The organism is Ruegeria sp. AG1, assembly GCF_056541705.1.
This window is the reverse complement of the sequence record NZ_JBQFYU010000003.1, coordinates 66,576-92,315: the sequence shown is the minus strand read 5'-3', so window position 1 is coordinate 92,315 and position 25,740 is coordinate 66,576. Positions and strand designations below refer to the sequence as shown.

General features: G+C 59.6%; 21 protein-coding genes. 14 read left to right on the top strand and 7 right to left on the bottom strand.

Going from position 1 to position 25,740, the window contains the following annotated elements; all coding sequences use genetic code 11:
• Window positions 1-2: 2 nt before the first annotated feature.
• The 7 genes from ACR0B5_RS05085 to ACR0B5_RS05055 all read right to left on the bottom strand — a co-directional run bounded on the left by ACR0B5_RS05085 (window position 3) and on the right by ACR0B5_RS05055 (window position 7,493).
• The gene (locus ACR0B5_RS05085; RefSeq protein WP_170378551.1) at window positions 3-800 is read right to left on the bottom strand and encodes a carbohydrate ABC transporter permease; all 798 of its coding nucleotides are present in this window, start codon (window positions 798-800) and stop codon (window positions 3-5) included.
• A complete protein-coding gene (locus ACR0B5_RS05080) occupies window positions 797-1,660 on the bottom strand; it encodes a carbohydrate ABC transporter permease (RefSeq protein WP_085807799.1) in 864 nt (287 codons plus the stop codon). Before ACR0B5_RS05080 ends, ACR0B5_RS05085 begins: the two co-directional genes overlap by 4 nt.
• The gene (locus ACR0B5_RS05075) at window positions 1,660-2,733 is read right to left on the bottom strand and encodes an ABC transporter ATP-binding protein (RefSeq protein WP_480538876.1); all 1,074 of its coding nucleotides are present in this window, start codon (window positions 2,731-2,733) and stop codon (window positions 1,660-1,662) included. Before ACR0B5_RS05075 ends, ACR0B5_RS05080 begins: the two co-directional genes overlap by 1 nt.
• A 1-nt stretch (window position 2,734) precedes the next feature.
• Window positions 2,735-3,784 carry an ABC transporter ATP-binding protein gene (locus tag ACR0B5_RS05070; RefSeq protein WP_480538874.1) on the bottom strand — a complete coding sequence of 350 codons (1,050 nt, stop codon included), beginning with the start codon at window positions 3,782-3,784 and terminating at the stop codon, window positions 2,735-2,737.
• Between the two features lie 86 nt (window positions 3,785-3,870).
• Window positions 3,871-5,610, bottom strand: a complete 1,740-nt coding sequence (locus ACR0B5_RS05065) for an ABC transporter substrate-binding protein (protein ID WP_170378557.1) — start codon at window positions 5,608-5,610, stop codon at window positions 3,871-3,873.
• Between the two features lie 172 nt (window positions 5,611-5,782).
• Entirely contained in the window at window positions 5,783-6,493 is a 711-nt protein-coding gene (locus ACR0B5_RS05060; RefSeq protein WP_480538872.1) for an aspartate/glutamate racemase family protein, read from the bottom strand.
• Window positions 6,494-6,566: 73 nt separating this feature from the next.
• Window positions 6,567-7,493 (bottom strand): LysR family transcriptional regulator, encoded by a 927-nt coding sequence (locus tag ACR0B5_RS05055; protein ID WP_480538870.1) that lies wholly within the window; start codon window positions 7,491-7,493, stop codon window positions 6,567-6,569.
• 91 nt (window positions 7,494-7,584) lie between these two features.
• Between ACR0B5_RS05055 and ACR0B5_RS05050 the strand changes: the two genes are divergently transcribed.
• The 14 genes from ACR0B5_RS05050 to ACR0B5_RS04985 all read left to right on the top strand — a co-directional run bounded on the left by ACR0B5_RS05050 (window position 7,585) and on the right by ACR0B5_RS04985 (window position 25,639).
• The gene (locus ACR0B5_RS05050; RefSeq protein WP_480538868.1) at window positions 7,585-8,718 is read left to right on the top strand and encodes an enolase C-terminal domain-like protein; all 1,134 of its coding nucleotides are present in this window, start codon (window positions 7,585-7,587) and stop codon (window positions 8,716-8,718) included.
• Window positions 8,715-9,965: an NAD(P)/FAD-dependent oxidoreductase gene (locus ACR0B5_RS05045; RefSeq protein ID WP_480538866.1), complete on the top strand. Its 1,251-nt coding sequence runs from the start codon at window positions 8,715-8,717 to the stop codon at window positions 9,963-9,965. Before ACR0B5_RS05050 ends, ACR0B5_RS05045 begins: the two co-directional genes overlap by 4 nt.
• Window positions 9,966-10,015: 50 nt before the next feature.
• Window positions 10,016-10,996 carry a TRAP transporter substrate-binding protein gene (locus ACR0B5_RS05040; RefSeq protein ID WP_170378565.1) on the top strand — a complete coding sequence of 327 codons (981 nt, stop codon included), beginning with the start codon at window positions 10,016-10,018 and terminating at the stop codon, window positions 10,994-10,996.
• 79 nt (window positions 10,997-11,075) lie between these two features.
• Window positions 11,076-11,600 (top strand): TRAP transporter small permease, encoded by a 525-nt coding sequence (locus ACR0B5_RS05035; protein ID WP_419738744.1) that lies wholly within the window; start codon window positions 11,076-11,078, stop codon window positions 11,598-11,600.
• Window positions 11,601-11,604: 4 nt separating this feature from the next.
• Window positions 11,605-12,918, top strand: a complete 1,314-nt coding sequence (locus ACR0B5_RS05030; protein WP_170461618.1) for a TRAP transporter large permease — start codon at window positions 11,605-11,607, stop codon at window positions 12,916-12,918.
• 6 nt (window positions 12,919-12,924) lie between these two features.
• Window positions 12,925-13,857, top strand: a complete 933-nt coding sequence (locus tag ACR0B5_RS05025) for a hypothetical protein (RefSeq protein ID WP_480538863.1) — start codon at window positions 12,925-12,927, stop codon at window positions 13,855-13,857.
• A 148-nt stretch (window positions 13,858-14,005) separates the two neighbouring features.
• Window positions 14,006-14,590 (top strand): ANTAR domain-containing response regulator, encoded by a 585-nt coding sequence (locus tag ACR0B5_RS05020; protein ID WP_170467312.1) that lies wholly within the window; start codon window positions 14,006-14,008, stop codon window positions 14,588-14,590.
• Window positions 14,587-15,756, top strand: a complete 1,170-nt coding sequence (locus ACR0B5_RS05015) for an ABC transporter substrate-binding protein (RefSeq protein WP_480538861.1) — start codon at window positions 14,587-14,589, stop codon at window positions 15,754-15,756. Before ACR0B5_RS05020 ends, ACR0B5_RS05015 begins: the two co-directional genes overlap by 4 nt.
• Before the next feature lie 270 nt (window positions 15,757-16,026).
• On the top strand, window positions 16,027-17,391 hold the full coding sequence (locus tag ACR0B5_RS05010; protein WP_170666695.1) for a CmpA/NrtA family ABC transporter substrate-binding protein: 1,365 nt from the start codon (window positions 16,027-16,029) through the stop codon (window positions 17,389-17,391).
• Between the two features lie 72 nt (window positions 17,392-17,463).
• Window positions 17,464-18,546, top strand: a complete 1,083-nt coding sequence (locus tag ACR0B5_RS05005; RefSeq protein WP_170378572.1) for an ABC transporter permease — start codon at window positions 17,464-17,466, stop codon at window positions 18,544-18,546.
• 5 nt (window positions 18,547-18,551) lie between these two features.
• Window positions 18,552-20,231, top strand: a complete 1,680-nt coding sequence (locus ACR0B5_RS05000) for an ABC transporter ATP-binding protein (protein WP_480538858.1) — start codon at window positions 18,552-18,554, stop codon at window positions 20,229-20,231.
• 4 nt (window positions 20,232-20,235) lie between these two features.
• Window positions 20,236-22,671: a nitrite reductase large subunit NirB gene (gene nirB / locus ACR0B5_RS04995; protein ID WP_480538856.1), complete on the top strand. Its 2,436-nt coding sequence runs from the start codon at window positions 20,236-20,238 to the stop codon at window positions 22,669-22,671.
• On the top strand, window positions 22,668-23,000 hold the full coding sequence (gene nirD, locus ACR0B5_RS04990; protein WP_480538854.1) for a nitrite reductase small subunit NirD: 333 nt from the start codon (window positions 22,668-22,670) through the stop codon (window positions 22,998-23,000). Before nirB ends, nirD begins: the two co-directional genes overlap by 4 nt.
• Window positions 23,000-25,639, top strand: a complete 2,640-nt coding sequence (locus ACR0B5_RS04985; protein ID WP_480538852.1) for a molybdopterin-dependent oxidoreductase — start codon at window positions 23,000-23,002, stop codon at window positions 25,637-25,639. The genes nirD and ACR0B5_RS04985 overlap by 1 nt, the downstream gene beginning before the upstream one ends.
• Window positions 25,640-25,740: the final 101 nt, after the last annotated feature.

Here is a 25,740-nt window from a genome sequence, read left to right as displayed (position 1 = left end):
CCTCATACACGTCCCATCGCGAAACCACGCGCGATGTAGTTGCGGACAAACCAGATGACGATGGCGCCGGGGATGATGGTCAGGGTTCCGGCAGCGGCCAGAAGGCCCAGCTCATAACCTGCGCTGGATGCAGTGCGGGTCATCACGGCGGCGATGGGTTTGGCCTCAACCGCCGTAAGCGTCTTGGCCAACAGCATCTCGACCCACGAGAACATGAAGCAGAAGAAGGCTGCGACGCCGACGCCCGCTTTGATGTTGGGCAGGAAGATCGTCACGAAGAAACGCGGGAAGGAATAGCCGTCGACATAGGCTGTCTCGTCCAGCTCTTTCGGGATACCCCGCATGAAACCTTCCAGAATCCACACCGCCAAAGGCACATTGAACAGCGTATGCGCCAAAGCCACGGCCAAATGGGTGTCAAACAGCCCGATCGAGGAATAGAGCTGGAAGAACGGCAGCGCGAACACCGCCGCCGGAGCCATCCGGTTGGTCAGCAACCAGAAGAACAGCTGCTTATCGCCCAGAAAGCGGTAACGCGAGAACGCATAGGCCGCCGGCAAGGCCACACAGACCGACAGCACCGTGTTGATCGTCACATAGATGATCGAGTTTATGTAACCCCAGTACCACGTCGGATCGGTGAGGATGGTGGTGTAGTTCTCCAGCGTGAAGGTCTGAGGGAACAGAGAAAAGCCCGACAGGATCTCGTTCGTGGTCTTGAAGGACATCGCCACCAGCCAATAGATCGGCAGCATCAGAAACGCGATATAGAGGATCGGGATAAGAGACCGCTTCTTCATTGCGCGTCATCCTTTGTCATCAGAGTGTAGAAGACCCAGCTGACCAGCAACGTGATGGCGAAGTAGATCAGGCTCATCGCAGCTGCAGGGCCAAGGTCGAACTGTCCCAGCGCGATCTTCACAAGGTCGATCGATAGCAAGGTTGTTGAGTTGCCCGGGCCACCCCCGGTCAGAACGAAGGGCTCGGTATAGATGTTGAAACTGTCCATGAAGCGCAGCAGAACGGCGATGGTCAGAACGGTTTTCATCTTGGGCAGTTGGATATAGCGGAACACCGACCAAGGGCTGGCACCGTCGATCTTCGCGGCCTGATAGTACGCGTCCGGGATCGACACGAGGCCCGCATAGCACAGCAGCACAACCAGCGATGTCCAGTGCCAGACATCCATGACAACGACGGTGATCCAAGCCGAAAGGGGCTGTTGCGTCATATCATAGTTGATGCCCAGAACATCATTCAGGAAGTAGCCCAGCAGGCCGATCTTGGGCAGCGTGAAGATGTTCCACATCGAACCAACCACGTTCCACGGAATCAGCATCGGCAGGGCCATCAGGACCAGACAAACCGGCACCCAGAACCCTTTGCGCGGCATCGACAGGGCGACGATGATGCCCAAAGGCACTTCGATAAGAAGGATCAGGAAGGTAAACAGGAACTGCCGTCCCAGCGCGGCCTGGAAGCGATCTGAGCGCAGGATTTGCTCGAACCAGCCAAGCCCCTCCCAGAAGAACTGGTTGTTGCCGAAGGTTTCCTGCACCGAGTAGTTGACCACCGTCATCATCGGCACCAGCGCGTTGAACGCGACCAGTGCCAACACCGGCAGGACAAAGAACCAGGCTTTTTGGTTTTCTGTTCTCATCAGCTGCGCTCCTCGGTTGCGATCCAGCCGTCGCGGTAAACGCGGGATTGTTCTGGTTTGAATTGAAGGAAGACCTGTGAGCCCGGTTCAGGCACAGAGTGTTCGGTCACGGCCTTGAGGGCCGTGTTGCCGACCATCGCACTGACCACATAGTGGCGGCCGATATCGGACACTTTGGTGACATGCGCCGGAATGCCGGTATCGCCGAAGCCCACATATTCCGGGCGGATACCCAGATCGGTGCGTCCTCCGTCGCCATGAGTAGGGCCTTCTAGCACCACTTCATGTCCCTCGAATACGGCCCGGTCGCCTTTGGCCTCGCAGGGCAGAACATTCATGCCGGGGGAGCCGATGAAGTGGCCAACGAAGGTGTGCTGCGGGCGCTCGAACAGCTCAACAGGGGTACCGATCTGAACGACCTCGCCGTCTTGCATCACGACCACCTCATCCGCGAAGGTCAGCGCCTCGGTCTGGTCGTGGGTCACGTAGATCATTGTTGCCTGCACTTTCTGGTGCAGCTCTTTCAGCTTCGAGCGCAGCTTCCATTTCAGATGCGGGTCAATCACAGTGAGCGGTTCGTCAAACATCACTGCGTTCACATCATCGCGCACCAGCCCGCGCCCCATCGAGATCTTCTGCTTGTTGTCCGGGCTGAGGCCGCTGGCGCGGGTGTTCAGCATGTCCGTGACGTCCAGCATCTCGGCGATCTCATCGACGCGCCGCTTGATTTTGGCGGGGTCGACGCCTCGGTTTTTCAGGGGAAAGGCCAGGTTTTCGCCCACGGTCATCGTGTCGTAGATCACCGGAAACTGGAACACCTGCGCAATGTTGCGCTGATCGGGTGGCAGGGCCGTAACATCTTGACCGTCAAACAGAATCTGACCCTCAGACGGTGTCAGCAGTCCCGAGATGATATTCAGCAGAGTGGACTTGCCGCAGCCAGACGGCCCCAGCAGCGCATAAGCTCCGCCGTCGCGCCACGTGACATCGACTTCTTTCAGCGCATAGTCCTCGGGGCCTTTCGGCGTGGGCATGTAGCTGTGTCGCAGATTGGAAAGCTTGATCTGTGCCATGTCAGGCCACCCTTTGGCCGTCTTGGCCGAAATACCGGCAATGCGCCGGGTTCATGTAGAAACTGTGATCCTCACCGACCTGATAGGGGTGAACCCCTGCCGCCAAAGACACCCAGTCGTCCGCGCCATGCCGGAAATGCGCGCTGGAGTCCGATCCCGACAGTTCGGTCACGATCACGCGGCCTGTCAGTTCAACGTCAGCCTCAGATGTCCGGATCGGTGTGACGCGATGAGGGCGCACAGCCACCATGTATTCGCCATCGGCCATGTTCTGTACCGCCCAGCCACCTCCTCCGGCAAGCTGCGCTTGTGCGCCGGAAACCGTGATGCGGGCGACGTTGATCGGCGGGTCCGAGAATACGCGTGCTGCAGCCAGATTTTCGGGATTTCGGTAGATATCAGCCGTTGGGCCGAACTGCGTCACATACCCGTCTTCCATCAGCGCGGTATGGCCACCTAGCAACAGCGCCTCTTCGGGTTCTGAGGTGGCATAAACCACCACCGCGCCGCGCCCGGCGAACAAATCCGGCAACTGCTCACGCAGTTCTTCGCGCAGCTTGTAGTCGAGGTTGGCCAGCGGCTCATCCAAGAAGACGGCGCGGCTTTCTTTCGCAATCGCACGGGCTAAGGCGGTGCGTTGTTGCTGGCCACCAGACAGTTCGTGCGGGCGGCGATGCAGCATCGGGCTCAGTTGAAGCAGATCGGCAGCCTCTTCCACACGGCCTTCGATTTCGGATTTCGCCATGCCAGCCACGCGCAGGGGCGAGGCGATATTGTCGAAAACGGTCATATGCGGGTAGTTCACAAAGAACTGGTGGACCAGGCTGATCTGCCGCTTCTGCGTGTTCAGCTTTGTCACATCCTGCCCATCCATGAAGACCTTGCCCGAGGCAATTGGGTCCAACCCGGCCATCATCTTGATCAGAGAGGTCTTGCCCGATCCCGTCGCGCCCAGCAGCACATTGAAATGGCCGGTCTGCAGTGTCAGGGATGTGGGTTTGATATGGATGACGTTCCCGACCCGTTTGGTCGCGTCTTTAAGTTCGATCATGTCCGTGAATTCCGATCCCGCAGCGCGATGCGCTGTCTTGGTCTTGGGATGGGGATGCCGCAATCGGCACCCCCGGTTTCAATCGCTTACTGAGACTGCCAGCGCTGAACCAGTTCGTCATAGTTGACGGTCTGGCCTTGCGGCTTTTCGTTCTCAAGCTTGGCCTTGGGCGAGCCCTCTTTCTCCAGCCAGAAGGCAGGATCCTGCGGCTCGTTCAGACGTGGACCACAGCCGCCGTAGACGCCGGCGCTTTCATCCGCGGCCTGCATACGGGCCATAGTGATGTCCATTTCCTCGGCTAGGCGATCCATCGCCTCTTGCGGGGTGAAGGCGCCCGAGTTCACGTCACCGATCTGCTGCCACCAGATTTGGGCCAGCTTCGGATAATCCGGCACGTTGATGCCGGTCGGCGACCATGCCACACGGTCAGGCGAGCGGTAGAACTCGACCAGACCACCCAGCTTGGGTGCGCGTTCAGTGAACGACTCGTGGTTGACCGAACTGTCGCGGATGAAGGTCAAACCAACATGGGACTTCTTCACGTCAACAGTCTTCGACGTCACGAACTGAGCATAGAGCCAGGCCGCCTGAGCACGATCCTCGGGGGTCGATTTAAGGAACGTCCAGGAACCCACGTCTTGGTAGCCGACCTTCTGGCCTTCTTCCCAATAGGGGCCATGCGGGCTGGGCGCCATCCGCCACAGCGGCGTGCCTTCGTCGTCCACGGTGTTGTTGCCTTCGGACTTCGGCTTCACCATGTCGGCGGTAAAGGCGGTGTACCAGAAGATCTGCTGGGCCACGTTGCCTTGGCTAAGCGCTGGCAGCGACTGGTAGAAGTCATAAGACGCCGCACCCGGAGGAGCGTATGCCCGCAGCCACTCATCCCACTTGCGGATCGCGTAAACCGCAGCCGGGCCGTTGGCCGCACCACCGCGCGAGACGGAGGCCCCGACAGGGTTACAGGTGCCCGCTTCCATGCGGATGCCCCATTCGTCAACGGGGATACCGTTCGGCTCACCTACGTCACCGGCACCGGCCATCGACAGCCACGCGTCGGTCATACGCCAACCAAGGTCAGGCGCGCGTTTGCCGTAGTCCATGTGACCGTAGATTGTCACACCGTCGATCTCTTTCACGTCGTTGGTGAAGAATTCGGCAATGTCTTCGTAAGCGGACCAATTGACCGGAACGCCAAGGTCATAGCCGTACTTTTCCTTGAATGCGGCCTTGTTGGCTTCGTCATCGAACCAGTCCTTGCGGAACCAGTAGAGGTTCGCAAACTGCTGGTCGGGCAGCTGATACAGCTTGCCGTCAGGACCGGTGGTGAACTGAATGCCCATGAAGTCATCCAGATCCAGCGTCGGCGAAGTTGTCGCCGCCCAGTCGCCTGCCATCATGTCGGTCAGCGGATAGGCCAGCTGCAGGCGCGAGTGCGTGCCGATCAGGTCACTATCATTGACGTAACCGTCATAGAGGTTCCGGCCCGTCTGCAGTTGGGTCTGAACGGCCTGTACCACTTCGCCCTCGCCGAGGATCTGGTGGTTGACCTTGATCCCGGTGATCTCTTCGAACGCCTTGGTCAGCACCTCGGATTCATACGAGTGCGTTGGAATGCCTTCTGACAGAACGTTGATTTCCATGCCGGCATATGGCTGTGCAGCTTCGATGAACCACTTCATCTCGCCCATCTGTTCGTCTTTCGACAGAGTCGATGGCTGGAATTCGTCGTCGATCCAACGTTGTGCTGCGGCTTCGTCGGCCCAAACAGGACCGTGCCCCGCAATGACGGCAGCCGCCGCCACTGCGGAAAGTAGATGTCTCCGCATCTGTTTCCTCCCAAAAACTATGGATTCCGGCGCGAACCGGATGGCAACCAACATCAGCGATTTACCGCGCATCTGTCAAACTAAATTTTTAGTAATTGACGCGAGGGCAGAAAATTTCTGCCTTATGCCTTGTTATTATTTAATTTTCTCAACTGAGTACCGCAACGCGTTTTCAGAAACTTGGCGGCAAAAGACCGGATTGGAACCACGTCACAAAGCTGACAATCGAGAAAACAGGCAACCCCGTCGCACTTTGAATATCGGCTGCATAGGGGCACATATTAGTGCATTCCAGAACAATCGCGCCCAGCTCAGGATGGTTTTTTTGCAGCCGTAGAGCTGCCTCGACATTGTCATCGCGCGCCTTTTCGACATCCAGAGCCTCCTCATCCCCCAGAATCGCGCGCGTGAATTCCTGCCCCCCTTCCGTCGTTCCGATCGGCGTTCCTTCGGGCACCTGCGCTTTCCGCAAATGGTCCTCGGTCAGGGTCGATGCCGAGATGGTCAGGACCCCAGCACGCTTTCCAGCTGGGAGGGTGCGATTGACCATCTCAACCTGCATCAACGACGAGGTTACGACCGGAACCGGAACGGCCTCGGACAATTCTTGCTGGAAAAAGGACAGAAAACCACAATTCGTAGTGATGCCGTCCGCGCCATCGCGAACAAGGTCACGGGCCGCATCGACAAATGCGCTCAACATGCCCTCGGCGCCGCGCCGCACAACAAGGTCAGGCGAGGCATCGCGCACGATCCGATAGAGCACCGGAAACGGCCAGGTCGTTGCGTTGCCCATGTCGCCCGGAATGCGCGGAAACCGCGCGTCAAGCATCAAGATACCCACCGACGCCCCGTAGATGGATTTCCCTCCCTGTGCGATCATCTGCTCTCCTCCTGCGTTCTGAGCGTCGATTCCGCCCGACAGTTTCACATCCTCATGCGACTTGCCAACAGCGTTATCCGATCGCCTGCCTTTCGTCTGGTACAGCGCCCTCGGCGAAGGTCTCAATCGAGGTCATCAACTGCGCCAGAAACGCCTGCCCGATGGCGGAGAGCGGGCGGCCTTTGGCGGTGATGACCGCAAGATCCAGCATCACGGGCGGCTGAAACGGCCGGGTTTGATAGCCGTCCTCGCCATCGAACGACACGGTAAACGGGTCGATTAGGGCTACACCCATGCCCTCCTTGACGAAGCTGAGCAGGTTTTCCGACAAATGCGTGTGGATCTTGGTCCGCCAATCGCACCCGGCCGTCTGGAACACCTCGCGGGTCCGACGGTGTGTTTGATGCTCCGGCCCCATCACGATGAACGGCTCCTTTTCAAGCAGTTCCGGCGTCAGGACCTCGTGCGCGGCCAGAGGGCTGTTTTCGGGAAACGTCGCCAGTGTCTCAAACCGGAAAACCTTGGCGTTCAGGGTGTCGTGCAGAATGGGCATCTCGACGATGCCGATCTCGAACAGGCCCGACGTCACCCATTCCTGAATTTTCGACGAATATTGCGATTGAAAGCTGACCGACAGATTGGGACGGGATTGCGAGAATCGCGCAATCTCGCGGGGCATGAAGCCGAATGACAGCATATGCGGGGCGGCGACTTGCAACTGACCGGGGTGTTTGTTCTGCAAATCCGTTACGGCCTGCGCCACGTGATCCAACCCGCGCACCACGGTATCGACCTCACGATAGAGAAGCTCCGCCTCGGGCGTGGGCAGCAAGCGTCCCTTGGTGCGTTCGAACAAGGGCAAACGCGCCTCGCGCTCTAGCTGAGACAGAAGATTGCTGATGCCCGGCTGCGAAATGCCAAGCACTGACGCGGCGCCAGTGACTGTCCCGGTCTCCATGATCGCATGAAAAGCCTGTAACTGACGAAATCTGAGGGACATTAGATCATCATTTTTTCTGATAGCATAACCAAGATATAGTATTTGAAATGATATTCTGGTCAAGGCAGGCTGCGTCCTGACCGGAGGTGGGATGTCTGATCTACAACAGAAAATTACGGGCTATGATCTATGGCATCTTGCGCTGCCGGTGACATCGCGTCGGGATCACGGCATCGGCTCGGTCGAGGGCGCGTGCGAGGTCGTCATCCTCAGACTGACCTCCGAAGACGGCACGCAAGGGTTTGGTGAGGCCTCACCCTGGTCGGTGTTTACCGGCACGCCCGAGGCCACGTTTGCGGCGCTGGACCGCTATCTGCGCCCACTGGCTCTGGGCGCGCGTCTGTCCGACCGGGCGGCGATCATGGCCCAGGCCGCCCATGCCGTCGCCCATTGTACCGAAGCCAAAGCCGCGTTGGAGGCCGCGCTGCTGGACCTGACTGGCCGCATCTCCTCACTTCCGGTTTGGGCCTTTCTGGGCGGCAAGTGCCGTGATGCGATCCCGCTGAGCTGCTCCATCGCCAATCCTGACTTCGCGCAGGATATCGACCTGTTGGCGCGGTTGCGCGACGACGGCGTTCGTATCGTGAAACTCAAGACAGGGTTCAAGGATCATGCGTTCGACATCATGCGACTTGAATATCTGGCCCAGAACCATCCCGAAATGGCCGTCCGCGTGGACTATAATCAGGGGCTGAGCATCGAGGACGCCCCGGCTCAGGTGCGCGACGTGGCCCAGTTTCAACCCGACTTCATCGAACAACCGGTACGGGCGCATCACTTTGGCATGATGGCGCAGTTGAAGCAGATGATCGACGTCCCTCTGTTGGCCGATGAAAGCGTCTTTGGCCCCAAGGATATGGAACGCGCCGCGCGCGAGGGGATTTGCGACGGCGTTTCGGTTAAAATCATGAAATCCGGCGGCCTGACTCGGGGTCAAACGGTCGCCCGCATCGCCGCCACCCATGGGCTGAGCGCCTATGGCGGCGACATGTTCGAAGCAGGCTTGGCCCATCTGGCCGGTACCCACATGATCGCCGCAACGCCCGAGATCACTTTGGGCTGTGAGTTCTATCAAGCCAGCTATTTCCTGACCGAAGATATCCTCGAAACCCCTTTCGAGGTGCGGGACGGTCAAGTCATCGTACCAGACGCCCCCGGACTGGGCGGAAGGCCGGACGTGACCAAGCTCAACCACTATGCGATTGCGAAATCGGGGGCAGCATGAGCGACAAGAAAACCATTGCCATCATCGGTGCTGGGATTGTCGGCGTTTCGGCCGCGGTCTGGCTGCAGCGGGATGGACATGATGTAGTCCTGATTGACAAGGCAGGACCTGCCGAGGGGACGTCTCATGGCAATGGCGGGGTGCTTGCCTCCTGCTCGATCGTTCCGGTGACAGTGCCGGGCCTGCTGCGCAAAGCCCCCCGCATGCTGTTCAGCCCATCCGAGCCGCTGTTCATGAAATGGGGTTACCTCCCCAAGCTTGTGCCTTGGCTGACCCGTTACCTGAGCCACGCAAAAGCCCAGGAGGTAGACCGGATCGCCGCCGCCCTGACTCCGATCATTGGCGACAGTTTGAACGACCACAAGGCCCTGGCCGAAGGGACAGGGGCGGAGAAATGGCTGGTCCCGTCGGACTATCTTTTCCTTTACCGCGACCGGGCTCATTTCGAGGGGGACGCCTTTGGGTGGGGCATCCGGCGCAAACATGGTTTTCATTGGGATGAGCTCGAAGGGCAGGCGTTGCAGGACTATGACCCGGTCTTCAGTCGCGACATCTCATTTGCGACCCGGTTGGCGGATCACGGCCATATCACCGATCCGGGCCGCTATGTGAAAGACCTTGCCGCCCATGTCGAAGCCAATGGCGGGCGCATTCTGCGCGCCGAGGTCGAGGATATCACCCGAGACGCGGGCAAAGTCACCGGCGTGCGCGCGGGCGGCGAGACCATCGCCTGCGACACGGCCATCATCAGCGCGGGCGTCTGGTCCGGGCCTCTGGCCAAACGGCTGGGCATCTCGGTCCCGCTCGAAAGCGAGCGCGGCTACCATCTGGAACTGGTCGAACCATCGGCCATGCCCCGCAGTCCGGTCATGGTGGCCTCTGGTAAATTTGTTGCCACACCGATGGATGGGCGCATACGGTTGGCGGGTATTGTCGAATTTGGCGGGCTGGACGCTCCGCCCTCACGCGCGCCTTTTGAATTGCTGCGCAAGAACGCCCGCGCAGCCTTGCCCGGCGTGACATGGAAGGAGGAAATTGAATGGATGGGGCACCGACCGGCCCCTGCGGACTCGATCCCGATCATCGGTGAGGTTCCAGGTATTTCCGGAGCCTATATGGGCTTCGGCCACCACCATATTGGCCTGACCGGCGGCCCTAAAACCGGCCGTTTGCTGGCCCAAATGATCGCAGGGCGCACGCCAAACACAGATACCAGCGTCTATGCGCCAGCACGGTTTGCAACATGAACAATTCGGCTCAAGAAGCCAGTCCAACGCATAACAATAGGGAGACTATCATGAAGAAACTCACCAGCCTTCTTGCGGCAACCGCATTGACCGCCGCCGCGGCCGCCCCCGCCATGGCCGAGAAATGGGACATGCCGATGGCCTATTCGGCCTCGAATTTCCATTCGGCCACGGGTGCTGAATTCGCCAAATGTGTAACAACCGGAACCGGCGGCGAGATCGAGATCGTGACCCACCCCTCGGGCTCTCTGTTCAAAGGCGCCGATATCAAACGCGCGATCCAGACCGGGCAGGCCCCGATTGGCGAGCGCCTGTTGTCCGGACACCAGAACGAAAACGCACTGTTCGGCTTCGACTCGATCCCCTTCCTTGCCACGTCCTTCGATGACAGCGCCAAGCTGTGGGAAGCGGCCAAGCCTTCGATCGAGAGCCTGCTGGCCGAGCAAAACCTGACGCTGCTTTACGCCGTGCCTTGGCCGCCGCAGGGGCTGTACTTCAAGAATGAGGTGAACTCGGTCGCCGATATGAAGGGCATCAAGTTCCGCTCGTACAACAACGCCACCTCACGTCTGGCTGAACTGACGGGCATGCTGCCGGTGACGATTGAAGCCGCAGAGATCAGCCAGGCCTTTGCAACGGGCGTGGCGGACTCGATGGTGTCCTCCGGGTCGACTGGCTATGACCGCAAGGTCTGGGAAAGCCTGAACTACTTCTACGAAGTCGACGCCTGGCTGCCGCGCAACTACGTGATGGTCAACTCGGACGTCTGGTCGGGTGTGTCTGACGCCAACAAGAACGTCATCAAAGCCTGTGCGGAACTGGCCGAATATGCCGGCAACTGGCGCGCCAAGGAATATACCGGCTTCACACTGCAGGGTCTGCGCGATGGTGGCATGACGGTTGGCCCGGCCTCTGACCAGATGGTGGGTGAGCTGAAAGAAATCGGCGTCACCATGACCAACGAATGGCTTGAGGCTGCAGGCGACGAGGGCAAAGCCATCGTCGATGCGTTCAACGCCGCGCAGCAATAACGCCAAATCGGGCGGCAGGTCCTTCTGCCGCCCGCACCATCTCAAAAAAGACAAACCAAGCGGGGACAGTATGGCGGTTATGCGTGGGCTTCGGTCCGTTCTGGATTTCATTTATCAGGCCGCAGGCGTTCTGGCCGCGCTGAGCCTGATCGCCATTTTGCTGCTGATCGTGGTGCAGATGCTGGCCCGCTGGACCGGAGAGGTCTTTCCCGGCGCGCCCGACTATGCCGGTTACGCCATGGCCGCCGCGTCCTTTCTGGCCTTTGCCAATGCGCTGAACCGAGGCAGTCATATCCGTGTGTCCATTCTGTTGAATGCTGTTCCAGACGGGTTCAGGCGTGTTCTGGAAATCTGGTGTTTCGCCATCGGCACAGCGGTTATGTGGTATTTCTGCTGGTACGCCTACCGCTTTGTTTATTGGAGTTGGAAGTTCAACGATGTCAGTCAGGGACAGGACAGAACCGCCCTGTGGATTCCTCAATCCGCCATGTTGATTGGCGCCGTGATCCTTGCCATCGCCCTAACCGACCATCTGCTCCACGTGCTGTTTAAGGGGGATCACCGCATCACCCCCGATCTGGCCGACCAAAGTCAGGGGGAATGAGCGTATGGAAAACCTTTCGATCATCATCCTCTTCATCTTCGTCCTCTTCACCCTGCTGGGCACTGGCGTTTGGGTCGGCCTTGCCCTGATGGGCGTCGCCTGGGTCGGGATGGAGTTGTTCACAACCCGCCCCGTCGGCGACGTCATGATCACCACGATCTGGTCCGCGTCCTCGTCCTGGACCCTGACCGCGCTGCCGATGTTCATCTGGATGGGGGAAATCCTGTACCGAACGCGATTATCCGAGGATATGTTCAAAGGGCTTTCGCCATGGATGGCCCCTCTGCCCGGCGGGTTAGTGCATACCAATATCGTCGGCTGCACGGTCTTCGCTGCGGTATCTGGCTCATCCGCTGCCACACTGACCACCGTAGGCAAGATGTCGATCCCGGAACTGCGCAAGCGCAATTACCCCGAACGTATGATCATCGGCACCCTGACCGGAGCGGCAACCTTGGGCCTGATGATCCCGCCCTCGCTGACGCTGATCGTCTATGGCGTTACCATCAATGAATCCATCACCAAACTGTTCTTTGCCGGCATCTTGCCCGGCCTCGTTCTGGCCGCGATGTTCATGGGTTATGTCGCGATCTATTCGAAACTAGGCAAGGACTGGCAGCCCAACGTCGAAGCCAAGCTGAGCTTCCGCGAGAAAATCCACAACTCTCGCTTCCTGTTGCCGGTGATCCTGTTGATCACGGTGGTGATCGGCTCAATGTATCTGGGCTATGCCACCGCGACCGAGGCCGCCGCCTTTGGCGTGATCGGAGGGCTGTTGCTGGCCGCCGGTCAAGGCTCGCTCAACTGGAAGACCTTCACCGAAAGTCTTATGGGCGCAACGCGGACCAGCGCGATGATTGCCCTGATCCTTGCAGGCGCGGCCTTCCTGTCGCTGTCGATGGGCTTCACTGGCCTGCCCCGCGGCCTCGCCGACCTGATCGCCGGGTGGGAACTAACACGGTTCGAGCTGCTGATGGTGCTGCTGGTCTTCTACATCATTCTGGGGTGTTTTCTGGACGGCATCTCGTCGGTCGTACTGACCATGGCCGTGGTCGAGCCGATGATCCGCGATGCGGGCATTGACTTGATCTGGTTCGGCATCTTCATCGTCGTCGTGGTCGAGATGGCGCAGATCACGCCGCCCATCGGGTTTAACCTGTTCGTGATGCAGGGCATGACCAACCACGAGATGAGCTATATCGCCCGCGCCGCCATTCCGATGTTCCTGATCATGGTGCTGATGGTATTTGTTCTGATCTGGTTCCCTGAGCTGGCCACTTGGCTGCCCGAGAACCTGCGCCAGAGCCCCGGCGGGTAGCGCCACTTGAACCCGCTACATCTGGCGGCTCGCAACGGCCCCATTGTACTGGTCGCCGGGCTGGTTGCCGGTCTGCTCTTGCCTAGCCTCGCCGAGCCGATGCGCCCGCTGCTGCCGCCGCTCGTCATGGTGCTTCTGTTCGTGACCGTCCTGAGGATGGAGCCAAAAACACTCATTGGCTCGCTATCCGATCTGCGTAGCGTGATCCGCACGATTGCGGCACTGCAACTTGCCGTGCCGCTGACCCTATTGGCCATCGGATACACTGCGGGCTGGATGAGTTCGCCGATCTTCCTGTCGCTGCTCATCGTCGCCGCAGCGCCTTCGATTTCCGGCAGCCCGAACATGTGCCTGATGATGGGACACCCGGCAGAACACGCGGTGCGCCTTGTGGTGGTGGGAACCGCGCTTTTGCCCCTGACGGCACTACCCGTCTTCTGGCTCATGCCTGAGCTAGAGGATATTCGCGCTGTCACCGGTGCCTCGGCCCGCTTGTTCCTGACCATCGCCGTTGCGGCGACAGCAGCGATCGTCCTGCGCATGACTGTCCTAAGAAACCCATCTGCGTCCACGCTCAGTAGTCTAGAAGGGCTGGGCGCGATCACCCTGGCGGTCTTTGTCATCGGCCTGATGCCATCACTCAGCGCGACTGCCTTAGAGGCCCCCGGCATCGCGCTGTTTTGGGTCGCTTTTGCCTGCGTGATCAATTTCGGCGCTCAGGTCGTGATCTTCGGTCTATTGCGCAGGCGAAGCGTCGCAGCACAAGCGACGGCTATTTCTTTGATCGCAGGCAATCGCAATATTGCCCTGTTCTTTGTCGCTTTGCCGCCTGAGGTCATCGCGCCAATCATGGTCTTTATCGGGGCCTATCAGATTCCGATGTACCTGACGCCGACCCTGATGCGGCGACTGTATCGAACGAACGCGTTTGACCCCTAGGCAATCCCAATAGCTGCGCCCTGTGATTGCCTGAAGAATACGCACTCAGACGTTGTTCGCCCAAAAATTGATCTACACGTGTGGTCCCTTCGCAAGTGCAGCAATCGATCTGTTGCCAACCCCATACGGCGCGCCCAACTGACTCCGTATGAGCCAGAACCTGACAGTTGTTGTCGTAGAACAGAACCAAGACCGGGCCTTTGCCATCGTGGATGCGCTGAAGGAGTCTGGCGATGTCGATGTGTTCGTGATCGGCAATGCCTCGGGATTGGCGCGCAAGATTGCCACCCACAGCCCCGATATCGTCCTGATTGATATCGACAACCCGTCGCGCGACATGCTCGAGGAATTGACGGTCGCGTCCGGCCCACTGGAGCGTCCCGTCGCCATGTTTGTGTCTGGAGCAGCCGGTGGGTTGGCAAAAGCTGCGGTTGAAGCGGGTGTTTCAGCCTATGTGGTCGACGGCCTGCAGGCCGAGCGGATCAAGCCGGTGATCGACACGGCCATCGCCCGGTTTCAGGTGCTGCGCCAGATGCGGACCGAACTGGCCGAGACCCGCCGCGCTCTGGAAGAACGCAAGGTGATCGACCGCGCCAAAGGATTGTTGATGAAGGCCAAAGGCGTGCCCGAGGATGAGGCCTATGCCCTGTTGCGCAAAACCGCGATGAACCAGAACCGCAGGGTGGCCGAGGTCGCCGAAGCGTTGGTTACGGCCTCGGGGTTGCTGTCATGAGAACCGTCACGCTGCCCGTGGCTTACATGCCGCTGGTCGATGCCGCCCCATTGATCGTCGCGCGCGAGATGGGGTTTGATCATGCCGAGGGTATCTCGCTGGATCTGCGCCCTGCCCCATCCTGGTCGTCCCTGCGCGACATGCTGGCCTTTGGGCATGTGGACGCGGCGCACCTGCTGTCTCCGGTGCCGGTTGCCATGGCCTTGGGACTCGGCGGCATCGCAACGCCGCTATCGGCCGTGTCGGTGCTGTCGATGAATGGCACCGTGATTGGAATTGGCACGCAATTGGCCGGACGGTTGGCACATCAGGGATATGGCTTTGACTTTGCCGATGCCGCTAAAGCCGGCGCGGCATTGGCCAAAGCCGCCGGAGACGTTCTTGTCTTTGGCGTCCCATTCCCTTTCTCGATGCATGTCGAACTGCTTCGCTACTGGGTGGCGGGAACACCGCTGGCCTCGAAAAAGGTGGAAATCCGCACTGTACCACCGCCATTGATGGCGCAGGCGCTCGCAGGAGGAGAAATCGACGCCTTCTGCGTGGGTGAGCCCTGGGGATCCTTCGCGGTCGACGACAATGTCGGTACCCTACTTCTACCGGGCCAGGCGATCTGGACCTGCGCGCCGGAAAAGGTGCTGGCCGTGCGCAACGACTGGGCCGAGACCGAGCCGCATCTGCTCGGCAGTCTGATGCGGGCCGTCTGGCGCGCCGGGCGTTGGCTATCAAGTGAAGACAGCCGCACAACCGCGTCCGAGATGCTGTCCCGCAAATCCTATCTCAACGTCTCGCCCGAACTGATCGACCGCGCCCTGATGGGAGAGTTTACGATCTCTGCCCGCGGCGAACAGCGCCATCTTGAGGGGTTCGTCGAGTTCTTTGATGGGGCCGCCACCTTCCCATGGCGCAGCCAGGCGAAATGGATTGCGCATCAATTGGCTCTGCGAAACGGGCTGGATGTCACAACCGCTGAGCGTCAGGCCGCCAAGGTCTTTCGCAGCGATCTTTATCGTCGTGAACTGCAAGGGCTGGGCGTGGAATCACCAGGCGCCTCGGAAAAGCTGGAGGGCGCGCTGCCTACCTCGACTGCTGTGGCCTCAACTCATGGCAGCCTGATTCTACCCCCTAATGTCTTTTTCGACCGGCGCATTTTCGAGCCGACCGGTTAAGATTGCCTAATTTTTTTGCAGCGCAGCATTCGACAGTGCTGCATTGCAGAAAAAGTACCTCTGAAATGCCAAAAAAGGATGACGACCCAAACCCGACAAGGCTTAATCGGGTCAACGGCAGGCAACGACGCCCACCGTAAGAATTCGCCCGCCGAAATGGGCATCCACTAAGAGCAGAGCCGCTCGACCACCCGCCAATCCTCCCGGCGGTGTGTGTCGGCGGCTTTTTTGTTTGCCCAAAGCGATTGGGCTGAACCGAAAGGGATCGAGATGAAAAAGCTACTTCTGGGCCTTGTTGCGTCTACCGCGCTTGTCTCTCCGGCATTGGCAGAATTGGAACTGGAAAAAGACGAGCTAACCTTTGGCTTTATCAAGCTGACGGATATGGCCCCGTTGGCCGTCGCCTATGAACAGGGCTACTTCCTGGAAGAGGGTCTGTTCGTGACGCTGGAAGCGCAAGCCAACTGGAAAGTGCTGCTGGACGGCGTGATCGGCGGGCAACTTGACGGCGCGCATATGCTGGCAGGCCAGCCTTTGGCGGCGACCATCGGATACGGGACCGAAGCCCATATCATCACGCCTTTCTCGATGGACCTGAACGGCAATGGCATCACCGTCTCGAACGAGATTTGGGAAGAAATGAAGCCCAATATCCCAAAGATGGATGACGGTCGCCCGCAGCACCCGATCAGTGCTGAGGCCTTGGCACCGGTCGTTGAGAAATACAAGTCCGAAGGCAAGCCGTTCAACATGGGCATGGTCTTCCCAGTTTCGACCCACAACTATGAGCTGCGCTACTGGCTAGCCGCTGGTGGTCTGCATCCGGGGTATTACAGCCCCGAAAACGTGACTGGTCAAATCGGTGCGGATGTCTTCCTGTCCGTGACCCCTCCGCCGCAAATGCCCGCCACGTTGGAGGCCGGTACGATCTACGGCTATTGCGTGGGCGAGCCTTGGAACCAGCAGGCCGTGTTCAAGGGCATCGGTGTTCCGGTCATCACCGACTATGAGCTTTGGAAGAACAACCCTGAAAAGGTCTTCGGCATCACAGCCGAATTTGCCGAAGAGTATCCAAACACCACTCTGGCGGTGACCAAAGCGCTGATCCGCGCGGCGCAGTGGCTGGATGAGAACGACAACGCCAACCGCCCCGAGGCGGTCGAGATCCTGAGCCGTCCGGAATATGTTGGCGCGGACTATGACGTCATCGCCAACTCGATGACCGGCACGTTCGAATATGAAAAAGGCGACAAGCGCGATGTTCCCGATTTCAACGTGTTCTTCCGCTACAATGCGACCTACCCGTTCTACTCAGACGCGGTTTGGTACCTGACGCAGATGCGCCGCTGGGGTCAGATCGCCGAGGCCAAGCCCGACAGCTGGTATGACGAAGTCGCCAAGTCGGTCTACAAGCCCGAGATCTACCTTGAGGCCGCGCGCTTGCTGGTTGACGAAGGGCTGGCGAACGAGGCTGATTTCCCGTGGGACAGCGACGGTTACAAAGCACCGACTCCGGCCGAGGATATCATCGACGGTATCGCCTATGACGGCCGCACCCCCAACGCCTATCTCGAAAGCCTCTCCATCGGTCTGAAGGGCGAGCAGAAGATCGTCGGCTCCGACGTACAAGGCTAGTACCCCAAACGCCGCGCCCGGCCCTCGTCGGGCGCGGCCCCAAAGTGCCCCGCCATTGCAAGGACACATCAGATGACAACGGTCGACCCCGAATTCAACGCAGACGCCGCCCGCGAGGAACGTCGCGCCCGCCTTTTCACCCGCATCAACGCAGCCGACAAGTGGTTCCAAGTGTTGGGCCTCAGTTGGGCCACGCCCGTCCTGAAGGCTGCCGCCGGAGACAACCCACGCGCCCAGATGACCGAGATTTGGCGGTTGCTGATCGTTCCTCTTTTGTCGATCTGTGCCTTTCTGCTGCTCTGGGCCACGCTGGCCCCCAAGGTGCAGACCTCGCTTGGTGCGGTGCCCGGACCTGCGCAGGTCTGGAGTGAGATGGTCAGCCTGAACGAAGACGCACAGGCCAAGGCCGCCAAGCGCGCCAAATTCGAAGCAATGGTCGAAAAGCGCAACCAGAAGTTCATTGATGCCGGTCAGCCCGAGAAGGTGAAGGAAGTCGCCTTTACCGGGGCACCTTCGTACTACCAGCAAATCTGGACCTCGATCAAAACGGTGTTTTTCGGCTTTCTGATCGCCACAGTGGTCGCCGTGCCGCTTGGCATTGCCGCTGGTCTGTCCCCGACAGCCAATGCCGCGCTGAACCCGCTGATCCAGATCTTCAAACCGGTGTCTCCGCTGGCTTGGCTGCCTATCGTCACCATGATCGTCTCGGCCGTTTATGTCACCAATGACGGCTGGTTCGCAAAATCCTTCCTGATCTCGGCCATCACCGTCACCTTGTGTTCGCTGTGGCCCACGCTGATCAATACATCGCTGGGTGTCGCCTCCATCGACAAGGACTTAGTGAACGTCTCTAAAGTCTTGAAAATGAACACTTATACCAAGATCACAAAACTAGTGTTGCCCTCTGCCCTGCCTCTGATCTTCACCGGTCTGCGCCTCTCGCTTGGTGTTGGCTGGATGGTCTTGATCGCGGCTGAGATGCTGGCGCAGAACCCCGGTTTGGGCAAGTTCGTCTGGGATGAGTTCCAGAACGGCTCGTCCAGCTCGCTCGCCAAGATCATGGTTGCGGTCTTCACCATCGGCATCATCGGTTTCCTGCTGGACCGGGTGATGTATGCGCTGCAATCCTTGTTTACTTTCACAAATAACCGGTGATCGAGATGAGCATTCTGAGCTTCAAGAACGCCTCGAAATCCTTCGGTGAAGGCACCGCACGCACCGATGTGCTGAAAGGCATCGATCTGGACGTGCAAGAGGGTGAGTTTCTGGTGATCCTCGGCTTCTCGGGCACCGGCAAGACGACCCTGATCAACCTGATGGCCGGTCTGGATACGCCAACCAAGGGTGAGGTTACGTTCAAAGGTACCCCGATCAAGGGGCCGGGTCCTGAGCGTGGCGTGATTTTCCAGAACTACTCTCTGATGCCCTGGCTGACGGTCAGCGGCAATGTGGGGCTGGCGGTGGAAACGGTCTTTCCCGGCCTCAGCAAGGCCGAGAAAGCCGAGAAGGTCGCGCATTATGTGAAGATGGTAGGCCTCAGCCACGCCGCATCGCGACGCCCGGCTGAGTTGTCCGGCGGGATGCGCCAGCGGGTCAACGTGGCGCGTGCCTTGTCGATGAACCCCGAAGTTCTGCTGCTGGATGAGCCTTTATCGGCGCTCGACGCTCTCACCCGCGCCAATCTGGCCGATGAGATCGAACATATCTGGGAAGCCGACAAAAAGACCTGTGTCCTCATAACCAATGATGTGGATGAGGCTATCATTCTGGCCGACCGGATCATTGCTCTGAACCCTGATGGGACTTTGGGGCAGGAATTCCGCGTGTCGATCCCCCGCCCACGCGATCGGGGTGCGATGAACAACGATGAGACCTTCAAACGCCTCCGCGCCGACGTCACCAAGTACCTGATGGATGTGGGGATCGAAGCCAAGGTCGAAGGCTCTCGTATCCTGCCGGATGTCACCCCAATCCACGGCGTTCCAACAGCAGTGGCCGAGGCGCAAAAGGGGATGATCGAGAACCGTTTCCTCGACTTCTCGCAGCTGCACAAAGTATATCCGACGCCAAAAGGCCCCCTGACCGTGGTCGAGGATTTCGACCTGAAGATCGACAAGGGTGAGTTCATCTCTCTGATCGGCCATTCCGGCTGCGGCAAGTCCACGGTTTTGACTATGGCTGCGGGGCTGAACGACATCTCGAAAGGCGCGATCAAGTTGGATGGCCGTCACGTCGAAGGGGCTGACCCAGAACGCGCAGTGGTGTTCCAATCGCCCAACCTGTTCCCCTGGCTCAGCGCCAAAGAGAATGTCGCGATTGGCGTCGACAAGGTCTACCCCAAGGCCAGCATGGCCGAACGGCAGGACGTGGTAGAGTACTATCTGGAACGCGTCGGACTGGCTGACGCGATGGACAAATCTGCCTCGGATCTCTCGAACGGTATGAAGCAACGCGTCGGCATCGCCCGCGCCTTTGCCCTGTCTCCCAAGCTGCTGTTGCTGGATGAACCGTTTGGGATGCTCGACAGCCTCACACGCTGGGAATTGCAGGAGGTCCTGATGGAGGTCTGGTCCCGCACCAAAGTGACCGCGATCTGCGTCACCCACGACGTGGACGAGGCAATCCTGTTGGCCGACCGTGTCGTGATGATGACCAACGGCCCGCAGGCCACAATCGGCAAGATCACCAAGGTCGACCTGCCGCGTCCGCGAACGCGCAAAGCGCTGCTCGAGCACCCGGATTACTACGTCTACCGGCAGGAGGTCCTCGATTTCCTCGAAGAATACGAACACGGCGCCAAGCCTAAAACACCCGCCCCCAAGGCGATTGCAGCGGAGTGAAACTATGAAGCAAAGACTTGTTGTCATTGGCGCAGGGATGGCCTCGGGCCGGGTGCTGGAGCACCTGACCGACGCCGCGCCGGATGCGTTCGACATCACCCTGTTCAACGCCGAGCCGCGCGGGAACTACAACCGCATCATGCTCAGCCCGGTCCTTTCGGGCGAGAAAACCTATGAAGAGATCGTCACCCATGACGACGCTTGGTATGCCCAACGCGGCATCTCCTGCCGCTTTGGCGAGCAGGTTGCCAAGATCGACCGTGAGATAAAGGTGGTCGAGGGCGTCAACGGACATGTGCCCTACGACAAGCTGATTGTTGCGACGGGGTCAAATCCATTCATCATCCCTCTGCCCGGTCATGATCTGGAAGGTGTGATCGCCTATCGCGATCTGGAAGATACCCAGCGGATGATGGGCATGGGTTCGGGCAATAAGGTTGTCGTCATCGGCGGCGGCCTGCTGGGGCTTGAAGCCGCTGCGGGTATGGCCGCACATGGGGTCGACGTGACCGTCGTGCACATCATGGGCCACCTGATGGAGCGGCAACTGGACGAAGCCGCAGGCTATCTGCTGAAGAAATCGCTGGAAGACAAAGACATCAAGATTTGTCTGCAGGCGAACTCCAAGGCAATCCTCGGGCAAGATGGCAAAGTCCGCGCGCTGCTTCTGGACGACGGGACCGAATTGCCTTGTGACCTGCTGGTAATGGCCGTGGGGATCCGCCCCAATACGGCTCTGGCGCAAGAGGCTGGTCTGGCCACAGGGCGCGGTATCCATGTGGACGACCAGATGCTGACCTCGGACCCGGATGTCTACGCCGTGGGCGAATGCGTCGAACATGACGGGGCGGTCTTTGGCCTTGTCGCGCCGCTTTACGATCAGGCGAAAGTGGCCGCGCAGGCTCTGTTGGGCGAAGAGGCTGAGTTTGTTCAGAAAACCCTCTCGACCAAGTTGAAAGTCACCGGTTGCGATCTTTTTAGCGCGGGTGATTTCGCGGACGCTTCAGGGCGTGAGGATATCGTGTTCCGCGACCCCTCGCGCGGGGTCTACAAGCGGCTGGTCATCGAAGAGGACCGCCTGGTCGGCGCGGTCATGTATGGCGACACTGCCGATGGCAACTGGTTCTTCGGATTGATCAAGGACGGCACCAGCATCGAAGACATGCGCGAGACGCTGATTTTTGGCCCGGCCTATCAGGGGGGCGACACTGCGGACCCTCTTTCAGCCGTTGCAGCATTGCCGCCTGAGGCGGAGATTTGCGGCTGCAACGGCGTATGCAAAGGTGACATTGTCGAGGCGATCAACGCAGGCGCCAGCGATCTGGGTGCCGTGCGTGCAAGCACCAAGGCCAGCGCCTCGTGCGGGACATGCACGGGGCTGGTTGAGCAAGTTTTGCAGGTCACTCTGGGTGATGAGTTCCAAATGCCAACGGCGCAAGCGATCTGCGGCTGCACCGACCTGACCCACGAGGATGTGCGCCGACTGATCAAAGGGCAGGAGTTGAAAAGCCAAGCCGCAGTCTGGCAGGAGCTAGGCTGGACAACACCCAATGGCTGCCACGTCTGCCGTCCGGCCATCAATTATTACCTGCTGGCCGACTGGCCGCTGGAATACCAAGACGACCCACAAAGCCGCTTCGTCAACGAACGCAAGCACGCAAACATCCAGAAAGACGGCACTTTCAGCGTTGTCCCGCGTATGTGGGGAGGCATCACCACCCCCGATGAATTGCGCGCCATCGCCGATGCAGCCGACAAATACGATGTACCGACGGTGAAGGTTACAGGCGGTCAGCGTATCGACCTTCTCGGCGTGAAAGGAGAGGACCTACCAGCCATCTGGTCGGATCTGAACAAGGCCGGTCTGGTCTCGGGGCATGCCTATTCCAAAGGGTTGCGGACGGTCAAAACCTGCGTTGGCACCGACCATTGCCGGTTCGGCACACAAGACAGCACGGGTCTCGGCATCAAGCTTGAGAAAATCCTGTGGGGGTCGTGGACCCCGCACAAGCTGAAACTGGCGGTGTCGGGGTGCCCGCGCAACTGCGCCGAGGCGACGTGCAAGGATATCGGCGTTGTTTGCGTGGACTCAGGGTACCAGATCAGCATCGGCGGGGCCGCAGGTATGGACGTCAAAGCGACCGAACTGCTCTGTCAGGTTCCCACCGAAGACGAGGCGATTGAGGTCGTGATGGCCGTCACTCAGGCCTATCGCGAAGGCGGCAAGTATCTGGACCGTTTGTATAAATGGCTGGGCAAAGTGGGCATGGATTGGGTCAAAGCTCAGGTCGTGGAGGACCTTGAAAACCGCGTTGCTTTGGTCGCCCGGTTTGAACTGTCGCAAAGCATCTACCGCAAAGACCCGTGGGCGGAACACGTCAAGGACAAGGCGCAGACCTATGCGCCGATCGCAGATTTCACACTGGAGGCCGCTGAATGAGCTGGATCGACATCGGACATATCGACGACATCCCCCTGCGTGGCGCGCGTTTGGTGAAAACGCATATCGGCTGTATCGCGGTCTTCCGCACCGCCGAAGCCGAGGTCTTCGCCGCCACCAACAGCTGCCCCCACAAAGGCGGGCCGCTGTCCGAAGGCATCGTGCATGGGCAATCGGTCACCTGCCCTCTGCACAACTGGGTCTTCGACCTGAACACGGGTCAGGCGCAGGGCGCTGACGAGGGTCAGATCGATACTTATCCGGTGCGTCTTGAAGGCGGGCGTATCTTGTTGGATGCCAGCACAGTCTCTCACCGGAGCGCCGCCTGATGGACGGCACTGGCCTGCCCGAGGTCCGCTCGACCTGCGCTTATTGCGGGGTCGGCTGTGGCGTCCTGCTGCGCCCCGACGGGGCTGGAGGGCTGGCTGTACGCGGCGACCCGGACCACCCGGCCAATTATGGTCGGCTCTGTTCCAAGGGCTTGGCTTTGGGTGAGACCGTCGGCCTCGACCACCGGCTGCGAAAACCGCGCGCGTTTGGTCAGGATGTCGGCTGGGATGACGCCCTTCAACTCGTCGCGGATCGGTTCTCGGCTGCGATCAAGGCGCACGGGCCGGACAGTGTTGCCTTCTACGTCTCGGGGCAATTGCTGACCGAGGACTACTATGTCGCCAACAAGCTGATGAAGGGGTTCATCGGATCGGCGAATATCGACACCAATTCGCGGCTCTGCATGGCATCCACCGTGGCCGGGCACAAACGCGCTTTTGGAACAGATACCGTGCCCGGAACCTATGATGATCTGGATCAGGCCGATCTGGTCGTTTTGGTCGGCTCAAACCTCGCGTGGTGCCATCCGGTTCTCTATCAACGGCTCATGGCGGCACGTCAGGCACGCGGGACCCGGATCGTAGTGATCGACCCGCGCAGAACGGCAAGTTGCGATCAGGCCGACCTGCACCTGCCTCTGGCACCAGGCAGCGACGTGGCCGTGTTCAACCATCTGCTTGGCCGCATTCACGAAACCGGACAGGTCGACGCGGGTTTTCTGAGCCATACGACAGGGTTCACCGACGCATTGGCTGCCGCGCAAAAGGACAACCCGGCGGCGACTGGTCTGGACAAGAAAGACCTCGACACCTTCTGTAACATGTGGATCGGAACCGAGCGCGTGGTCACTATCTTCAGCCAGGGTGTCAATCAGTCCTCCAGAGGGACGGACAAGGTCAACGCGATCCTGAATTGTCATCTGGCCGCGGGCCGGATCGGTCGACCCGGCATGGGGCCGTTTTCCGTCACCGGGCAGCCGAACGCCATGGGCGGGAGAGAGGTCGGTGGGCTCGCCAATATGCTCGCCTGTCATCTGGATATTGAAAACGAAAACCACCGCGCGGCCGCTCAGCAGTTCTGGGCTGCCCCAACCATGCCCACGAAACCGGGGCTGAAAGCCGTCGACCTGTTTCGAGAGATCGAAAAGGGGCAGATCAAGGCCCTCTGGGTGATCCATACCAACCCCGCCGTCACCATGCCCGAGGCCAACCGGGTGCAGGCTGCCATCAAAGCCTGTTCCTTCACGGTTGTCAGCGATCTGACCGAACACACAGACACAGCCCGCGTCGCAGATGTGGTGTTGCCCGCAGCTGGATGGGCCGAGAAAAGCGGCACCGTCACCAACTCGGACCGCACGATCAGCCGTCAGCGCGCCGTCCTGACCCCTCCGGGCAATGCGCGGGCCGATTGGGATATCCTCGCCGAGGTGGGCCGCCGTATGGGATGGCAAGAGGCGTTCGATTATACCTCGCCTGCGCAGATTTTCCGCGAATACGCTGCCCTGTCATCCGTTGCCAAACCCTTTGGGCGCGATTTCGATATTTCCGGATATTCGGACCTGTCGGACGAGGACTATGCTGAACTTCAGCCAACCCGCTGGCCGGTGACGCCTGACGGCACCGGAGGGAGGTTCTTTGGCGACGGGCAGTTCTTCCACCCTGACGGCAAAGCCCGCCTGATCCCGGTCAGCCACAGACCGCCCGAGGCGAAGGCCTCGGACCGCTACCCGTTCCTTCTGAACACCGGGCGTACACGGGACCAATGGCACACCATGACCCGATCTGGCCTGTCACCGCGCCTGTCGTCGCACCTGTCTGAGCCTTTCATCGAGGTTCACCCCGAAGATGCGGCTCGTCTCGGGCTAGACCCCGACAGCTTGGTCGAAGTCAAAAGCGCGGTGGGCGCATGTATCTTCCGGCTAAAGGCAACCGAAACCGTCGCACCCGGGCAGGTGTTCGCGCCGATCCATTGGACGGGTGAAACAGCCCCCTCGGCCCGTGTCGATGCATTGATACCCGGCGTTACTGACCCGGTATCAGGCCAACCCGAAAGCAAAGCCGCCGCAGTGTCCCTGCACCCCATGAAGGCGGGTTGGTACGGTTTTGCAGTCTCCGCGACACCTCCGTCACCGTCGGCAGAGTATCGGGCAACGGCGAAAACCGAAAGCGGCTACAGAACAGAGCTGGCGGGCTATGAAATGCCCTCGGACTGGGAGAAATCGGCCCGAGACTGGTTCCAACTACCTGACGCCCTGTCCACATCTGTCGAAGACCCCAAGCGAGGGTCTTTCAGGATCGCCCTGTCAGACGGTCCGCGCGTTCTTGCCGTTCTCTATGTCTCTCGGGAACCTGTGACCCTGATGCGGGAATATCTTGCAACCCTACCCGATGCTGCGCCTCATCATCTCCTGTCCGGGCGGTCTGCAAATGGTGTCGAGGATGGCGGGCCGATCGTCTGCTCCTGTTTCGGGGTCGGACTCAATACGATCATCCGGGCCATCGGCACCCAGAACATACGTGATGTCGATGAAATCGGCAGGCTCTTGCAGGCGGGTACAAACTGCGGCTCATGCCGCCCGGAACTGTCAGGATTGCTCGAAAAGCATTCGGTCCCGATCTTGCAGGGCGTTGAACCCTAGGCGCAGGACCTGTTCTGGGTCCTGCAAGGTCGCCAATTTCTCCACACAAATAAGCAGTTTTGGCGCGTGGTCCTGCGCGCTAAAGGCGTGGCCAAAAAGAC

What these genes read in the sequence shown, in the direction of transcription:
- ACR0B5_RS05085 (WP_170378551.1), bottom strand. Translation starts at nt 800, where the DNA reads ATGAAGAAGCGGTCTCTTATCCCGATCCTCTATATCGCGTTTCTGATG.
- ACR0B5_RS05080 (WP_085807799.1), bottom strand. Translation starts at nt 1,660, where the DNA reads ATGAGAACAGAAAACCAAAAAGCCTGGTTCTTTGTCCTGCCGGTGTTG.
- ACR0B5_RS05075 (WP_480538876.1), bottom strand. Translation starts at nt 2,733, where the DNA reads ATGGCACAGATCAAGCTTTCCAATCTGCGACACAGCTACATGCCCACG.
- ACR0B5_RS05070 (WP_480538874.1), bottom strand. Translation starts at nt 3,784, where the DNA reads ATGATCGAACTTAAAGACGCGACCAAACGGGTCGGGAACGTCATCCAT.
- ACR0B5_RS05065 (WP_170378557.1), bottom strand. Translation starts at nt 5,610, where the DNA reads ATGCGGAGACATCTACTTTCCGCAGTGGCGGCGGCTGCCGTCATTGCG.
- ACR0B5_RS05060 (WP_480538872.1), bottom strand. Translation starts at nt 6,493, where the DNA reads ATGATCGCACAGGGAGGGAAATCCATCTACGGGGCGTCGGTGGGTATC.
- ACR0B5_RS05055 (WP_480538870.1), bottom strand. Translation starts at nt 7,493, where the DNA reads ATGTCCCTCAGATTTCGTCAGTTACAGGCTTTTCATGCGATCATGGAG.
- ACR0B5_RS05050 (WP_480538868.1), top strand. Translation starts at nt 7,585, where the DNA reads ATGTCTGATCTACAACAGAAAATTACGGGCTATGATCTATGGCATCTT.
- ACR0B5_RS05045 (WP_480538866.1), top strand. Translation starts at nt 8,715, where the DNA reads ATGAGCGACAAGAAAACCATTGCCATCATCGGTGCTGGGATTGTCGGC.
- ACR0B5_RS05040 (WP_170378565.1), top strand. Translation starts at nt 10,016, where the DNA reads ATGAAGAAACTCACCAGCCTTCTTGCGGCAACCGCATTGACCGCCGCC.
- ACR0B5_RS05035 (WP_419738744.1), top strand. Translation starts at nt 11,076, where the DNA reads ATGCGTGGGCTTCGGTCCGTTCTGGATTTCATTTATCAGGCCGCAGGC.
- ACR0B5_RS05030 (WP_170461618.1), top strand. Translation starts at nt 11,605, where the DNA reads ATGGAAAACCTTTCGATCATCATCCTCTTCATCTTCGTCCTCTTCACC.
- ACR0B5_RS05020 (WP_170467312.1), top strand. Translation starts at nt 14,006, where the DNA reads ATGAGCCAGAACCTGACAGTTGTTGTCGTAGAACAGAACCAAGACCGG.
- ACR0B5_RS05015 (WP_480538861.1), top strand. Translation starts at nt 14,587, where the DNA reads ATGAGAACCGTCACGCTGCCCGTGGCTTACATGCCGCTGGTCGATGCC.
- ACR0B5_RS05010 (WP_170666695.1), top strand. Translation starts at nt 16,027, where the DNA reads ATGAAAAAGCTACTTCTGGGCCTTGTTGCGTCTACCGCGCTTGTCTCT.
- ACR0B5_RS05005 (WP_170378572.1), top strand. Translation starts at nt 17,464, where the DNA reads ATGACAACGGTCGACCCCGAATTCAACGCAGACGCCGCCCGCGAGGAA.
- ACR0B5_RS05000 (WP_480538858.1), top strand. Translation starts at nt 18,552, where the DNA reads ATGAGCATTCTGAGCTTCAAGAACGCCTCGAAATCCTTCGGTGAAGGC.
- nirB (WP_480538856.1), top strand. Translation starts at nt 20,236, where the DNA reads ATGAAGCAAAGACTTGTTGTCATTGGCGCAGGGATGGCCTCGGGCCGG.
- nirD (WP_480538854.1), top strand. Translation starts at nt 22,668, where the DNA reads ATGAGCTGGATCGACATCGGACATATCGACGACATCCCCCTGCGTGGC.
- ACR0B5_RS04985 (WP_480538852.1), top strand. Translation starts at nt 23,000, where the DNA reads ATGGACGGCACTGGCCTGCCCGAGGTCCGCTCGACCTGCGCTTATTGC.